General features: G+C 69.2%; 15 protein-coding genes and 1 pseudogene. 9 read left to right on the top strand and 7 right to left on the bottom strand.

Translation table 11 applies throughout. From position 1 onward, the window contains the following. Positions 1 to 182: 182 nt before the first annotated feature. Entirely contained in the window at positions 183 to 734 is a 552-nt protein-coding gene (locus tag AB0H93_RS27650) for a snapalysin family zinc-dependent metalloprotease (RefSeq protein ID WP_358576217.1), read from the bottom strand. Positions 735 to 952: 218 nt separating this feature from the next. Here AB0H93_RS27650 and AB0H93_RS27645 point away from each other — a divergent pair, with 218 nt between their 5' ends. From AB0H93_RS27645 to AB0H93_RS27620, 6 genes are all read left to right on the top strand, one after another. Beyond that, positions 953 to 1687 carry a PIG-L deacetylase family protein gene (locus AB0H93_RS27645; RefSeq protein WP_358576302.1) on the top strand — a complete coding sequence of 245 codons (735 nt, stop codon included), beginning with the start codon at positions 953 to 955 and terminating at the stop codon, positions 1685 to 1687. A 92-nt stretch (positions 1688 to 1779) separates the two neighbouring features. Continuing rightward, complete coding sequence (locus AB0H93_RS27640; protein ID WP_358576216.1) at positions 1780 to 3030, top strand: DUF4158 domain-containing protein; 1251 nt, start codon at positions 1780 to 1782, stop codon at positions 3028 to 3030. Between the two features lie 369 nt (positions 3031 to 3399). Beyond that, entirely contained in the window at positions 3400 to 4380 is a 981-nt protein-coding gene (locus AB0H93_RS27635; RefSeq protein WP_358576215.1) for a thiamine pyrophosphate-dependent dehydrogenase E1 component subunit alpha, read from the top strand. After that, the gene (locus AB0H93_RS27630; protein ID WP_358576214.1) at positions 4377 to 5390 is read left to right on the top strand and encodes a transketolase C-terminal domain-containing protein; all 1014 of its coding nucleotides are present in this window, start codon (positions 4377 to 4379) and stop codon (positions 5388 to 5390) included. Before AB0H93_RS27635 ends, AB0H93_RS27630 begins: the two co-directional genes overlap by 4 nt. After that, positions 5387 to 6565: a 2-oxo acid dehydrogenase subunit E2 gene (locus tag AB0H93_RS27625; protein ID WP_358576213.1), complete on the top strand. Its 1179-nt coding sequence runs from the start codon at positions 5387 to 5389 to the stop codon at positions 6563 to 6565. Before AB0H93_RS27630 ends, AB0H93_RS27625 begins: the two co-directional genes overlap by 4 nt. Positions 6566 to 6739: 174 nt before the next feature. Further along, positions 6740 to 7243 carry a hypothetical protein gene (locus AB0H93_RS27620; protein WP_358576305.1) on the top strand — a complete coding sequence of 168 codons (504 nt, stop codon included), beginning with the start codon at positions 6740 to 6742 and terminating at the stop codon, positions 7241 to 7243. Positions 7244 to 7490: 247 nt separating this feature from the next. Here the strand turns inward: AB0H93_RS27620 and AB0H93_RS27615 are convergent. From AB0H93_RS27615 to AB0H93_RS27605, 3 genes and pseudogenes are all read right to left on the bottom strand, one after another. Further along, positions 7491 to 7910: pseudogene (locus AB0H93_RS27615) on the bottom strand (DDE-type integrase/transposase/recombinase); the annotation flags it as partial. Positions 7911 to 8292: 382 nt separating this feature from the next. Beyond that, a complete protein-coding gene (locus tag AB0H93_RS27610; RefSeq protein WP_358576301.1) occupies positions 8293 to 8625 on the bottom strand; it encodes a transposase domain-containing protein in 333 nt (110 codons plus the stop codon). Positions 8626 to 9063: 438 nt separating this feature from the next. Then, complete coding sequence (locus tag AB0H93_RS27605) at positions 9064 to 10152, bottom strand: GRAS family protein (protein ID WP_358576212.1); 1089 nt, start codon at positions 10150 to 10152, stop codon at positions 9064 to 9066. A gap of 276 nt (positions 10153 to 10428) precedes the next feature. On the opposite strand from AB0H93_RS27605, the gene AB0H93_RS27600 reads away from it, so the two are divergent. From AB0H93_RS27600 to AB0H93_RS27590, 3 genes are all read left to right on the top strand, one after another. Then, positions 10429 to 10830, top strand: a complete 402-nt coding sequence (locus tag AB0H93_RS27600; RefSeq protein WP_358576300.1) for a tyrosine-type recombinase/integrase — start codon at positions 10429 to 10431, stop codon at positions 10828 to 10830. Between the two features lie 221 nt (positions 10831 to 11051). Continuing rightward, positions 11052 to 11282, top strand: a complete 231-nt coding sequence (locus tag AB0H93_RS27595) for a ribbon-helix-helix domain-containing protein (RefSeq protein WP_358576211.1) — start codon at positions 11052 to 11054, stop codon at positions 11280 to 11282. Further along, positions 11269 to 11616: a type II toxin-antitoxin system PemK/MazF family toxin gene (locus AB0H93_RS27590; RefSeq protein ID WP_358576210.1), complete on the top strand. Its 348-nt coding sequence runs from the start codon at positions 11269 to 11271 to the stop codon at positions 11614 to 11616. The genes AB0H93_RS27595 and AB0H93_RS27590 overlap by 14 nt, the downstream gene beginning before the upstream one ends. A gap of 57 nt (positions 11617 to 11673) precedes the next feature. Here AB0H93_RS27590 and AB0H93_RS27585 read toward each other — a convergent pair whose 3' ends face one another. From AB0H93_RS27585 to AB0H93_RS27575, 3 genes are all read right to left on the bottom strand, one after another. Next, on the bottom strand, positions 11674 to 12609 hold the full coding sequence (locus tag AB0H93_RS27585) for a heme o synthase (protein WP_358576209.1): 936 nt from the start codon (positions 12607 to 12609) through the stop codon (positions 11674 to 11676). Then, complete coding sequence (locus tag AB0H93_RS27580) at positions 12606 to 12995, bottom strand: DUF3817 domain-containing protein (protein WP_358576208.1); 390 nt, start codon at positions 12993 to 12995, stop codon at positions 12606 to 12608. Before AB0H93_RS27580 ends, AB0H93_RS27585 begins: the two co-directional genes overlap by 4 nt. 211 nt (positions 12996 to 13206) lie before the next feature. Further along, a complete protein-coding gene (locus tag AB0H93_RS27575) occupies positions 13207 to 14298 on the bottom strand; it encodes an LLM class flavin-dependent oxidoreductase (protein WP_358576207.1) in 1092 nt (363 codons plus the stop codon). Positions 14299 to 14539 lie beyond the last annotated feature (241 nt).

Raw genomic sequence — 14539 nt, 5'->3', positions numbered from 1 at the left:
TTCGCGGACTTTGACGGCAGCACGGCGGAAGCGGTTCCCGGCGGCGGTTGCTCCGAACCGGTGAGTCACGACCCGTGAGTACGTTGTGCCGCTATCGCAGCACAACGTGCTCACGGCTGGTGATCAGCGGAAATGAAGAGGGTGGCGGCGCATCGGGGCGCGGACCGCCGCCACCCGCGCACTCACCGGGTGGCGAGCACGTCCTCGCGGAACACCTGCGGCGCGATCAGCACGCCACCGGCGAAGTTCCGCTCGACCTCGGCGATCTCATCCGGGTTCGGCTTGGGGTTGTCGCAGTCCGGCCCGGCGCTGGCGCCCGACATCAGGTCCTCGCACAGCCCGGTCCGGTTGTCCGGCAGGCCGAGGATGTGCCCGAGCTCGTGCGCCGCGATGCGGATGGTGTCGTGGCCCTCGTTCACGGCCTGGCGCCCCATCCAGACCCGGCCCTTCCCGAGCCCGATCACCTCGGCGCGCGGCCAGCCGTCGTCGGCGAGCACCACCACGTCGGCGGCGCCGCCGGAGGCCGGCTCCAGCCGGACGTTCTGCACGTTCTCGTTCCAGACCTTCGCGCCGGCGTCCACCGCATCGCGGAATTCGGCCGCCTGGCTGGCGTCGTAGGTGACGACCCGGACGTTCTCCGGGACCACCGCGCCGGCCGAGGCCGGGACGACGAGTGCGACCAGGAATGCGATGAGCAAACCGACGACGGGTCTTATCGTTCGGGGCAGGTTCATCTGCGGACCTCCTGAAACGAACCGGATCACGGTGTCCTCGAACGTATTGCCCCCACCAGCGCCGCACGGTCTCCTGGCGTAGATGTGCCACGACGCGAATTTCCCGGAATTGCGGCGGTCGGTCGCTTTTCCCGCGAAATACCGGAAATTGCGTGGCCGCCGGATCGACGCAACAGCAGAATGAACTAGTGCCACCGGAACTTTGGGAGGACATCGAGATGACCGGCGAACTCAAGCCCATGCCCCGGGACTGGCAGCGCGCGCTGGCCATCGTCGCGCACCCGGACGACCTCGAGTACGGCTGCTCGGGCGCGGTGGCCGCCTGGACCGCGACCGGCCGGGAGGTCTCCTACCTCCTGGTGACGCGCGGCGAGGCGGGCATCGACGGGGTCCCTCCTGGGCAGGCGGCGCCGCTGCGCGAAGCCGAGCAGCTCGCCGGCGCCGCCGAGGTGGGCGTGCATTCGGTGGAGTTCCTCGACCACCGCGACGGCGTGATCGAGTACGGCCTGGCGCTGCGCCGGGACCTGGCGCGCGCCATCCGCGAGCACCGGCCGGGGCTGGTGATCACGCTCAACCACCACGACACCTGGGGGCCGGGCAGCTGGAACAGCGCCGACCACCGGGCGGTGGGCCGGGCGGCGCTGGACGCGGTGGCGGACGCCGGGAACCGCTGGATCTTCCCGGAGCTCGTCGAGCACGGCTACGAACCGTGGTCGGGGGTGCGCTGGGTCGCGGTGGCCGGATCGCCGTACCCGACGCACGCCGTGGACATCACCGACACCCTGGACCGGGCGGTGGCGTCGCTGGCGGCGCACCGCACCTACCTGGAGGCGCTCAGCGACGAGCCCGCCGAGCAGCACGCCCGGAGCTTCCTGGAGGGAGCGGCCCGGGAGCACGCCGACCGCTTCGGCGGCCGCACGTGCGCCGCGTTCGAGCTGATCGGCGAGGCCTGATGGGGTCCCCGTAGTACTCAGGAAATTTCGGGCGGATATGCCTGAGTAAGCTTCTGAGCTGGGGATCTTCGGGGTGCTGGCTGGAGGCGTGGGTGGCGCAGGTGTTCGCGGACGAGGAGTTGGAGCGCCTGCGGGGCTTCCCGGAGATCGGCCGGGACGAGCTGTTCCGGTTCTTCACCCTCACCCCTGCGGACGTCGACTTCGTGGACCCCGGTCGGGGCCGAGGTCCGGCGGACCGACTAGGCCTTGCGGTGGCGCTGTGCACGCTGCCGTGGCTGGGATTCGTGCCGGACAAGGTGTCTACCGCACCGCCAGTAGCGGTGGCCCGGCTGGCCGACCAGTTGGGTATCGACCCCGTCGAGCTGCGGTCCTACGGCCGGCGGGCGAAGACCCGCACCGAGCACCTGCGGCTGGTCGCGCAGTACCTGGGTTGGCGCCCGCTGTCGACGCTGGAGCTCAAGGAGCTCGACGAGTTCCTGCTTGCGCGAGCGATGGAGCACGACTCGCCCACGCTGCTGTTCCGATTGGCGTGCGAGTACCTGATCTCTGCGCGGGTGATCCGGCCCGGACCGGTGATCGTGGTGAAACGGGTCTCGCACGCCCGAGAGGAAGCGCAACGGGAAACCTTCGCCCGGCTGGCACACGAGTTCACCGACGTTCGGTGTGCCGCGCTAGACGGGCTGTTGGTCACCGACCCCGAGGTCAAGACCACACGGCTGCGGTGGCTGGCCACCGGCCCGGTCGAGGCGTCCCCCGGCCGCGATCAAGGCGGAAGTCACGAAACTGGCGTTCTTGCGCGGCCTGGGCGCCGATGCCCTGGACTTGTCGGTGCTCCCGGCCGAGCGGCGCCGGTTCCTGGCCACCGTCGGCCGCAGGCTGACCGCCCAGGCGCTGGAGCGGCGAGATCCTCAGCGCCGCTACCCGATCCTGCTCACGCTGCTGGCGCCGACGTGCTCGACGAGGTGGTGGGGTTGTTCGACCAGGCCATCTCGGCGCGGGAAGGCACGGCCGAGCGGAAGATGCGCGACACGCTGGCCGAGCGCGGGAAGTCCGGAGAGGACCGCCAGGCCCTGCTCGACGATCTCCTGGACATCATCTTCGACCTGGGGCTCGACGACGAGCGGATCGGCGGGTTGATCCGGGGCGAGCGGATCGGGTGGCCCCGCCTACGGTCGGCACGGGAGCAGGCCGCGCCTCGGCTGCCGCGCGACCACGGGCACCTGGTTGCCCTGGATGGCTCTTACGGGTATCTGCGGCAGTTCACTCCCCCGGCCGAGGTGTCGGCGTGGCTGCTGCACTCCCGGTTCCCGCAGCAGCAGCGTCATTTCTTGCGGCTTCGGTGATCGCCACGCTCCCGCCGACGGCAGGAGGGCCTGTGACTCCGCCAGCGTGGGTGAGGGGAGCAGGCCGCTGCCAAAGCTGTTGAAGCGATGGCTGTTGTGACGGTGAGGAAGGTGGGGCGAGCATCGCGAGGGTGCTGTGCCGGTGCCGGGCGTCGTAGCGGCGCATCTGGCAGTGGTCGAGTTGGCCTCGAAAACCGACGGATGAGTGTCTCGGCGCAGTCACGATGTTCCTCGTTTGCCCAGCTGTGCATTCTCCGGTGTCCTAACGGGCACTCCACGTGACCTCGCTCCCGCCTTGTACGAAAGTCAGTGACCAAGTGGAATCACCTGGTGTGCCCAGGTGGTCGAAGTTCCCCCGAGGAGACGAATGTGACCAGCGCAGCACACCATCTCATCGGCGGCAGCACCACTGCGACGAGTGCCACGGCACCCCGGCCCAGGACAGGCGCGGAGCCCCTGTCGCGGCTACCGGCCGAGGACCTCGACACCCTGCTGATGATCCGTCACTTCGAACTGGCCGTGCTGGAACTGTTCTCGCAGGGTCTGCTGCACGGCACCACGCACACCTGCCTCGGGCAGGAGTACATTCCCGTCGCGCTCTACGCACTGCTGGACGAGGGCGACTACGTCTTCAGCAACCACCGCGGGCACGGCCACTACCTGGCCCGCTTCCGGGACCCGCACGGCCTGCTGGCGGAGATCATGGGGCGCGAGGGCGCCGTGTGCCACGGGGTGGGCGGCAGCCAGCACATCTACCGCGACCGCTACCTGTCCACCGGCGTACAGGGCGAGAGCCTGCCGGTGGCCGCGGGTGTCGCCCTGCACCTGCGACGGGCCGAGCCCGGACGGATCGCGGTGGTGCACATCGGCGACGGCACGTGGGGCGAAGGCGCGGTGTACGAGGCGCTCAACATGGCCCAGTTGTGGCGGCTGCCCCTGCTGGTCGTGGTCGAGAACAACAAGATCGCCCAGTCCACTCCGACCGAGCGGCAGATGGCCGGCACCATCCAGGCGCGCGCGGCGGCCTTCGGCATCCGGCACCACCACGTCACCTCTCATGATGTCGCCCGGGTGCGCCGGGAGTTGTCCGGCGTGATCGACGACGTCCGCACCCAACACCAGCCCTTGGTGGTGGAGTTCACCACGAACCGCGTGGGCCCACACAGCAAGGGAGACGACTCCCGCCCCGCCGAGGTGATACGGCACGCGGCCGCGCACGACTGGTACCACCGGTACGAGGAGCAGCACCCGGAGCATTTCGCCGTGTCGGACCGGAGCCAGCGACTGGCGATCGCCGAGGTCGTGCGCGAGGTCCAGGCCCGCCCCGCGTCCCGCTGGGAGCACTCATGACCAGGCCGGAACGGGTGATCGGCAACCTCAACCGGGCCCTGCACACGCTCCTCGACAACGATCCCCGCGCCTACGTCATCGGCGAGGACATCGCCGACCCGTACGGCGGCGCCTTCAAGGCCGCCCGGGGCCTGTCGGACCGCCACCCGGAACGGGTGATCTCCTCGCCGATCAGCGAGGGCGGCATCGTGGGCGTCGCCGCCGGGCTCGCGCTGACCGGCAACCACCCGGTCGTGGAAATGATGTTCTCCGACTTCGCCGCCCTCGCCTTCGACCAACTCCTGAACTTCGCCAGCAAGTCCGTGTCGATGTACGGCCGCACCGTTCCGATGAGCATGGTGGTCCGCTGCCCCACCGGCGGCAACCGGGGCTACGGGCCGACCCACAGTCAGAGCCTGCAGAAGCACTTCATCGGCATCCCCGCGCTCAGCCTGCACGAGATGTCGCCGTTCCACGACAACGCGGACGTCCTCACCGCCATGCTCTCCCGCGAGCAGCCGTGCGTGCTGTTCGAGGACAAGACGCTCTACACCCGCACGATGCACCAGGGCGGGGTCGTCGACGACCTCTTCCGGTACGAGCTGCTCGACGACCCGAGCCGGACCGCGCGCGTGTTCCCCGTGGACTGCGCTGACCCGGACTGGATCATCCTGGCCCCCGGGGGCCTGACCGAGCGAGCCGTCGCCGCCATGCGCACCCTGCTGCTGGAGGAGGAAGTCACCTGCGAACTCCTGGTGCCCTCCCGGCTCTACCCGTTCACCGTCGAACCGCTGCTCGCGACGGTGTCCCGCGCCCGCCGCATCTGTGTCGCAGAGGACAGCGCGGCAGGCGGCACCTGGGGTGAAATGCTCGCCCAGCAGCTGCATGAGCACCTGTGGCGACGGCTGGCCCGCCCCGTACTGCTGCTCAGTGCCCAACCGAGCGTCATCCCCACCGCCGCCCACCTGGAGCACACCGTCCTGCTCCAGGCGACCGCACTCCGCCGCGCCCTCACGGAGGCTTCCCAGTGATCAGCGTCAAGCTGCCCACCCTCAACACCAACGACGCCAGCTACGTCTTGGTCGAATGGCTCGCCGAGCACGGCGCACGCATCAAGAAAGGGCAGCCGCTGGTGGTGATCGAGACCTCCAAGACCCAGGAAGAGATCGACAGCACCGCCGACGGCATCCTGCACACCCTCCTCGCAGGCGGCGCTGACTGCCGCCCCGGTCAGACCGTCGCCCACCTCTTCGCCTCGGCGGACGAACGCGATGCCTACCTCTCCGCACCGGCCGTCGACCCCACCGCACGGCCGGAGCCGGCAACCGATGCCGGCCTGACGCTCACCAAGGCGGCGCGCGCCCTCGCGGACCAGCACGGCCTGACCGACAACGAACTGCGCGGACTGGGCCGCACCGTGATCCGCGCAGCCGACATCGAAGCGCTGCTGCCACGCCCCGCGCAAGCCGGTGCCCCCACCGACCGGCAACTGTCGGCGCAGCAGCGGGCGGTGGGCGCCGTGGTCACCGAGTCGATGCGCACCATCCCGGCCGCCGCCGCCTACGCCAAGGTCGACGTCGGCCAGGCTCAGGACCTCGCCCGGCAACTGCGCCAGCGCACCGGCAGCTTCGTCTCCCTGCTCGGCCTCCTCGTCAAGTCGGTGGCAGACCAACTCCCGGCGCACCCAAGCCTGTTCACCCGGCTCCTCGACGACGGCACCATCCAGCCCGCCCCCTGCGCACACGTCGCGGTGGCCGTGGACGCCGGAAAGGGCCTGTACACCCCGGTCGTACACAACACCGCCGCGCTGAGCGTCGCCCAGATCGCCGACGTGATAACAGGATTCCGCGACAAAGCCGTCCGCGGCACTTTCCGAGCCGACGAGCTCACCGGCGCCAACATCTTGATCGCTTCGCACACCGCCGACGGTGTGGTCTTCGCCACCCCCATCGTCTTCCCCGGCCAGACCTGCGCGCTCTCCCTGGGCGGCATCGACGAACAGCTCGTCCTGGACCAGCGGGGCAGGCCGGAAGCCCGCCGGTTCACGTACCTCGGTCTGGTCTACGACCATCGCGTGGTCAACGGCCGCGACGCGATGGCCTTCCTTGGCGACCTCAAACAAGCACTGGAGACACCAGCCGCCCTCGCGGCCGGTACCGAAGGCGACGAGGACGCGCCAAAGAAGGCGTGCGAGCCCCCGACCTGACAGGGGCCTCCACGCGCGGCGCGGCAGCCGGAGCACGGCGTCCGCAGCCCACTCCTCGGCATACGACTGCGGGTGCCGGGGAGGTGATCGCTGCCTATGCACCCACCTGGTCCCTGTGATGTGTGACGTCTCAATTGATCTTTGACCTTTTGTTGTCGACACATGCTTACCCTCATGCGGGGCTATGGTGCCGGATGGTGGGCGCGGTGGCAGCGGCTCGGTCGTGATCCGCGCTCCACGCAGGCGTGCGCGCTGGTCGTGGTCAACGGGCGCGGGCAGGGTCTTGACCAACTGGCCGTCGCGGATGACGTGCGCGAGGTGGCCGTCCAGGCGAAGGGTGACTTGTGCACCAGCGAGTTGTGGATCGAGGTAGAGGTACTTGCCTCCGAGCTGTGTGGAGCCGTCGCGGGTGACGATGCGGTCGACCTCGATCACGGTGGCTGGCGGAAGAAGGCTGGCGCGGGGCAGCGCTGGCGCAGCGGGCGCCGGTCCGGCTGGGCGTGCTCCACGCATCACCAGCTGCTGGAGGTGCGTGTCGGACAGGCGGGAGGAGACGGTCTTGAGGTGGTTGCCGTCGAGGAGGACGTGAACGCTGCGATGGTCGGCCCAGACGGTGATGAGCTGGCCGACGAAGTGCTTGCCCAACCACAGTTGCTGATGTCCGACCAGACTGGCTGATCCGACGTCGGAACGAGCACGTCGATCTCCACCGCGTTGTGTAACGCGGTGTTCGACGCCGCAGGAGCTGTCGGTGGTGTGATGGGACTCGGGCCCTGTAGTTCGACAGCCGCGGTGTCGACTGGTGCTGGTCGTTCCTGATCGACCGCTGTGTTCGTCTGCCGAAGGCGAGGCCGGAAAAGACTGGCGGGGGTTGCCATGTCCAGCGATTGGTGCGGCGGTCGTGATTGTAGGACTGGATCCAGGCGTCCAGAGCATCCTGGGCTGCGTGGATGTCGGTGAACTCGCCGGCCTCGTCCAGGAGCTCGCGGCGCAGGGTTTGGTGCCAGCGCTCGATTTTTCCCGTAGTGGTGGGCGACCGGCGTTTGGTCAGCCGGTGGGTGACCCCATACTCGCGGCACGTCCGCTCGAACAGCACCTCGGCGGGGACAGGACGGGTGAACCGGCCGGTGAACTGCTTGCCGTTGTCCGTGAGCACTTCGAACGGCACACCGTAGTGACGTATTGCCGCGGTGAACGCCTCGACCACCGCGCCGCCGGTCGGGCGTTCCAGCACGGTGGCGGCGACAACGAACCGGGAGTGGTCGTCGATGGCGGTGAGGATTTTGCACTCCCGGCCGTCGGCGAGGAACACCCCGCCCACGAGGTCGAGCTGCCATAAGTGCATCGGCGCTTCCCGTTGCGATGTCTCGAGGCGTCACACGACACCCGGCGGCGGGCCGAGCGTGCGCCCGTAGTCGCGTGGAGCAGGTGGCGCCGGTCCCCTATGAGGAGCGGTCCAGCGGTCGGGCCGGCAGGTTTGTATCCAGTGCTCCATGAAGGAGTTCATCGACGGCATTCGGATGCCGCTGGTGACGACAGTGATCCCGTCGAAGGACTGAGTGTGCGGCTGGTCCGGTCAGTCAGCCTTCGGCGGCGCTCCGCAATGCCGAGAAGTTAGGGCTCGGGCTCTTCCCTCAAGCGAGTGGGCGAAAGTCTGTAGTGCCCCAGTTTGGGTCGTTCCAGGAAGCCGAGAGTGGCCCCCGCGGACGCGTCCCAACCAGGCGCGGTTATCGGTGGTGTCCGGCATGTGCAGTGAGTGGCAGCCGTCGAAGGCCACCGTGCGTAGCCCGCGATAGCCCACGCCCGGCGTGCCGACCGAGGAGCGGAACCGCCAGGACCTCGAACAAGGCGCGAAACGGCGTCGGCCCCGGCCGGGCCCGCAGATGCCGCAGCGCCGCCGCAGTAGGGCGCGTAGTCCGAGTGCCCCATGAGTGGACCAGCTTCTCCCACACCAGTGCCATCCCCAGGCGCGGGAACAGACTCAAGGCGAGCACAAAATACACGCCGCAGAGGGATGGCAGCAGGCGCAGTCGTTGCTGGAGCCGACCGGTCTCCGTCAGGACCGGATGGCGTCCCTCCTGAACGACGGTCTGGCTATCGGGCGGCCCGGGAACCTCCGGCGCCCTGGGGATCTCGACGCACGGTCATCGTCCCCAGGGCCTCGACGGTTGCGGCGTCAGCGTCCCCCTGGCCCATTACGTGACGTTCCGGGTGGGGAATTGGCTGACCGTCGACACATGTACAGCCGTGCGCGCTTCCAGCCGCTCCTGCATACCCGGATCTCACCCAGTCATAAAGAGTGCCGGCAACGGCACGGCCCGGCCGGAACCCGGAGCCGACATCCCGCTGTTCGTCGCCTCCTGCGTGTTCACCAAGCAAGGCCGCGCGTGCGGTTGCCCGAAGGCCGCGAGCACCACTTGACGTATGGATAAGCAACCGCGGAGAGCACAGACAGGTGCTCGCCAGGTGCGGTCAACCGCGCAGGCCCCCGGGATGCCTCATCCGGCAGGACGCGCGCCGATGACTGAGCAGACCGTGGCGTCGCGATAACCGAGCCGGACCTGCTCGGGCAGGACGCGAACCGTGAAGTCCGCGGGGAGCGAGGGTACCGAAAGCCCCGGGGCGTCACCGTAAGGCTCGAAGCCGCAGCGGCGCAGCCGGTTGATCCAGGTAGCGGCCGCCTCGTGCCGCTCGAAACGCTGGTCGTCGGTGCGCGAGCCGACGATGTTCATGACCTCGCGGGCGAAGAACGTCTTCATGTGGTCCTTCTCCTGCCGGGTGGCAGGCGCGGCCTCGATGGCGCGAAGGATGGTGCCGAAGAACCGCCATGAGTTGAAGAACCGCTGCGGGAAGGACACCTCATGGTGGTCGGTGTCGAACTCGTTCAGCACCACCCCGCACGGGACCAGCATGCGCAACCGCTGGAAGAACTCGTCCCGGGCGTCGTGACCGGGACTCGGGTCCTGCATGTGGTGGAGCGCCAAAGAGGCGTTGACCACCAACGGGACGTCAATACGGGACAGGCTCATCCAGTCGTCATCGTCAAGTTCCTCAGCCACCTTCGCCACGGGGAGGAAGTCCAGATCGACACCGTGCTCGGCCGTGGCCTGCCGCAGGGTGCGCTCGGCTGTGGCCAGGCTTTCCCGGTCGGGGTCGACACCGATGACCGTGCAGTGACGCAATCCCGGGTTTCCGGCCGCGAGACTGTGCAGCAGCGCGCTCTCCTGGCGGCCGTGCCCAATGCCGACCGACATCAGGGCGAAGTCGTCCGCGGCGCCCACCTGCCCGGCGAGCAGCTCGTTGACGACCCGGCTCGTGTCCATGAACGGCAGGTAGGTGGTGAGCAGGTAGTACAGATCGATCTGCGGCTGGTCGTAGGCCTGTCTGTACAGGTTGGTCTCCGAGGGGCTGCCGTGCTCCTCGACACGGTTGACCAGTGCGGCACGGTAGAGCTCGTACGCCGCGTCCTGTGGCCGCACCTCGGGCCCGATCAGCTTCCGCAAGGTCTCCAGCGCGGGACGGGCCTGCGCGGGGCGGCCGGCGTGGATGTGGGCGACGGCGTCGCACAGCAGGGCGAACTTCTCCATGCCTGTCCGCGACAGGGGCTCCGCGTCTGTCCGCGACAGGGGCTCCGCGCCTGTCCGGGGCGGGGGTGCCGTGGTCTCCGTCGCAGTGGTGCTGCCGCCGATGAGATGGTGTGCTGCGCTGGCCACAGTCGTCTCCTTAGGGAACTTCGACCACCTGGGCACACCAGGCGATCCCACTTGGTCACTGACTTTCGTACAAGTCGGGAGCGAGGGTCACGTGGAGTGCCCGTTAGGACACCGGAGAATGCACAGCTGGGCAAATGAGGAACATCGTGACTGCGCCGAGACACTCATCCGTCGGTTTTCGAGGCCAACTCGACCGCTGCAAGATGCGCCGCTACGACGCCCGGCACCGGCACAGCACCATCGCGAGAGTTCGACAAGGGCAGCCGGCGGTTCCGCATGACCTACCGCACCGCCGAACGACACCTCGGCACCGCGAGCAGCGGCTGGGACTTGCACGACCTACGCCATTCCCGGCTCACCCATGCCGGTGAGGACGGCGCCACCGAGGCCGACCTGATGAACCTCTCCGGCCACGAGGACCGCCGCACGCTTCAGCGGTACCTCAAGCTGTCCAAGGAAGGCACCCACCGACGGCTGGACGAGATCGACGCCCAACGCGGCACCTGGACACCCAGCGCGGAGGAACTCGCCGCCCGCATGACCACGCACTGATCAGAATCAGTGCAGGTCAGGCATATCCGCCCGAAATTTCCTGAGAACTACGGGAACCCCCTGATGTCCCGCGCCGGAGTTTCCGCTGGTCGCTCCGGCCGTGCGCGTTTCGGGGTGCTATCGCGCCCCGAGGCACTCACGGCCCGGGACCTGCCGGAACGCCTCCGGAGCGGGTCCTCGATCGGTATGACGAGGAGTGGGAACGCGGGTAGCATCGCGGTATGAAGGTGAGTGTGAGCCTGACCGACGAAGACGTCAGCTTCGTCGACGAGTACGCCCAGCAGATCGGCGCGCCCTCCCGCTCGGCGGTGATCCACCAAGCGATCAACCTGCTGCGCAGCGCCGATCTGGAAGACGCCTACGCCAGCGCCTGGGAGGAGTGGGACGCCGGCGACGACGCGCAGCTGTGGGACGCGACGGCCGCCGACGGGATCGCCGATGCGCCGCGGTGACCTCTACTGGGTCGACTTCGAACCGATCCGCGGCTCGGAGGCCAACAAGACCCGCCCCGCGGTCGTGATCAGCAACGACGCCGCGAACCGCAGCGCCCAGCGCGCGGGCCGAGGGGTGATCACCGTGGTGCCGGTGACGTCCAACGTCGACCGGGTCCACCCGTTCCAGGTGCTCCTGCGGGCCGACGAATGCGGCCTGCCCAAGGACTCGAAGGCCCAGGCCGAGCAGATCCGGGCGGTGGCGGTGCACCGCCTCGGCAACCGGATCGGAACGCTACCGCCCAAGACCCTCGAGAAGCTCGACAACGCCCTCCGCCTGCACCTGCGGCTCTGACTCGTCCGGCGCGGGTAGCGGACCGCCTCGACTCCGGGATCCCCCGGTGACGGCGGCTCAGACCAGAGCGGGCAGGCCGACCGCTGCGTCCACGGCGATCGCCACGAACAACAGCGCCAGGTACGAGTTCGACAGGTGGAACAGCTTCATCGGGTTGTAGGCCCGGCCGTCGCGCACCGCCGCGTGCATGCGCTGCGCGACGATCAGGAACGCCGCCCCGGCGAGCACCGCGAACGCCACGTACACCCAGCTCGTCACCGGCACCAGCAGCAGCGTGCAGCCCACCGTCGCCCAGCTGTAGGCCAGGATCCGCGCGGACACCTGCCGCGTGGTGGCGACCACCGGCAGCATCGGCACCCCGGCTCGCGCGTAGTCGTCCTTGTACTTCATCGCCAGCGACCAGAAGTGCGGCGGCGTCCACAGGAACACCACGCCGAACATCACCAGCGCCGGCCACTCCACCTTGCCGGTGACGGCGGCCCAGCCGACCACCACGGGCATGCAGCCGGCCGCGCCGCCCCACACGATGTTCTGCGAGGTCCGGCGCTTGAGCACCAGCGTGTAGACGAAGACGTAGAACAGCAGCGCGGCGGTGGCCAGGATCGCCGACAGCAGGTTCGCGCCCAGCCACAACACGGCGAAGGACACCAGGCCCAGCACGATGCCGAAGATCAGGGCGTTGCGGCGCGGCACCTCGTAGCGCACCAGCGGGCGCTTCTTGGTCCGGTTCATCACCGCGTCGATGTCGGAGTCCGCCACGCAGTTGAGGGCGTTCGCGGCCCCGGCCGACATGGCGCCGCCGAGCAGCGTCACGGCCACCAGCCACAGCGACGGGATGCCGCGCTGCGCGAGGAACATCGCGGGGATCGTGGTGACCAGCAGCAGCTCGATGACGCGCGGCTTGGTCAACGCCACGTAGGCCGCCAGCACGCCGCGCCGGCGACCGGCGGGCGGGGCGGATTCGGGGGCGGCAGAAGAAGGGATGGCTGTCATGAGGCGCGCGATTCCTCCGGTTTCGCGGGCTCGACGATCGGCTTGCCCGCCATCCGCAGCTCGTGCCAGTGCGTCACCTTGCGCTCGGCGACGAACGCGCCGAACGGGATCGTGCCGGCCAGCAGCACCAGCAGCATCCGGCCGATCGGCACGCGGAGCTGGGTGGTGGCGACCACGGCTACGAGCAGGTACACCATGTACAGCCAGCCGTGCGCCACGCCGATCCGGAAGGTCCACGTCTCGCCGAGCTGCTGGGTAGCGGAACCCTCCGCCCACAGACCGGCGAAATGGCCGTACTTGAGCACCATCGACGCGCAAAGCAGGATCAACAGCACCGCGGTGACGTACGCCATGATCCGGTAGAACGCCAGCACACCAGGCTTCACGCCAATCCCTCAATCCCGCCTCGTGCTTGGAAAGACCGGTGTCAATAGACCGTACGCCACACGCTCGGAGGACCTGCGCCGGACCTCGTGCAAGAGTGGCGGCGCCCACCTTTGAACCTGCTCTCGTGGTCATTTTGCGTACGTGGTCCCGTAGCGGAGCCTCAGACGCCGCCTCGGTCCGGGATCCCCGACTCATGCGGCCCACGAAGCGTCAGATCATCCGGTACGCCTTGGCGATCAGCTCGAAGGAGTGCAGCTTGGTGTCCCGGTCCGGGACGTTGGCGGTCAGCATCAGCTCATCGGCGCCCGTGCGTTCGCGCAGCTCCTCGAGCCCGGCCCGGACGGTGTCCGGCGCGCCGTGCACGGCGTCGGCCAGCCAGCTGTCGAGGAAGCTCCGCTCCAGCTCGGAGTACGGGTACTCACGGGCTTCCCGGCGGGACGGCTGCTTGCCCGGCATGCCGCGCCGCAGCCGCAGCATGCTCAGCGCGACCGGGCGGATGATGTCCAGCGCCTCCTCGTCGGTGTCGGCGGCGACGGCCTGCACGCCGATCAGCGCGTACGGCTCGTCCAGCACCTCCGAGGGCCTGAACGACCGCCGGTAGAGATCCAGCGCCGGCACCGTGTTCTGCGCGCTGAAGTGGTGCGCGAAGGCGAACGGCAGGCCGAGCTCGCCGGCCAGCTGCGCGCTGAACCCGCTGGAACCGAGCAGCCAGATCGGCGGCGTGGGGCCGTGCGGCACGGACTGGATCGCGGCGTAGGGGTGGTCGACCGGGAAGTCGTCGCCGAGGAAGGCGATCAGCTCGCCGAGCTGCTGCGGGAAGTCGTCGACGGACAGCGGCCCGGTGGTGCGCCGCAGGGCGCGGGCGGTGGCCTGGTCGGTGCCGGGCGCGCGGCCGATGCCGAGGTCGATGCGGCCGGGGTGCAGCGCCTGCAGGGTGCCGAACTGCTCGGCGACGACCAGCGGCGCGTGGTTGGGCAGCATCACGCCGCCGGAGCCCAGGCGCAGGCTGGTGGTGTGCGCGGCGAGGTGCGCGATCACCACGGCGGGCGCGGAGCTGGCGATGCCGGGCATGCCGTGGTGCTCGGCGACCCACAGCCGGTGGAATCCCCACTGCTCGACGCCGCGGGCCAGCTCGGTGGTGGTGTTCAAGGCATCGGCCGGGCTGTGCGCGACGCCGACCGTGGACAGGTCGAGCACGGACAAGGGCACGGGCGAATCGCCGCGGGCGACGCCCCTGATCGGATCGTCCTGCGGGGAGGTCGCGCTGCCCTCGGCGCGCTCCGGCGTCACATCGGTCTCCATCGCCAAACCCAACCACCGGGCCGTCACCCTTGTTCCCCGGCCACGCCCGCTGTGCCCGCGATTACAACGCACCCACACCGACGAAGGCGCCCGATTTCAGGAATCCACCCCGCCCCGGAAATCCGGAAATCCCCCGCCGCTGTCCGGGAGCTCCCGATTTCAGGCGGGGTCGGGAATTCACGATCCCCTCGTTCCGAGCCGGGCGGCGGGCGGATTCCCGATTTCAGGCAAGAATCGCCGA

The organism is Saccharopolyspora sp. NPDC050642 (genome assembly GCF_040654735.1).
Classification (GTDB): domain Bacteria; phylum Actinomycetota; class Actinomycetes; order Mycobacteriales; family Pseudonocardiaceae; genus Saccharopolyspora; species Saccharopolyspora elongata.
The sequence above is the reverse complement of the archived record's forward strand: the minus strand, read 5'-3'. Positions and strand labels throughout refer to the sequence as shown.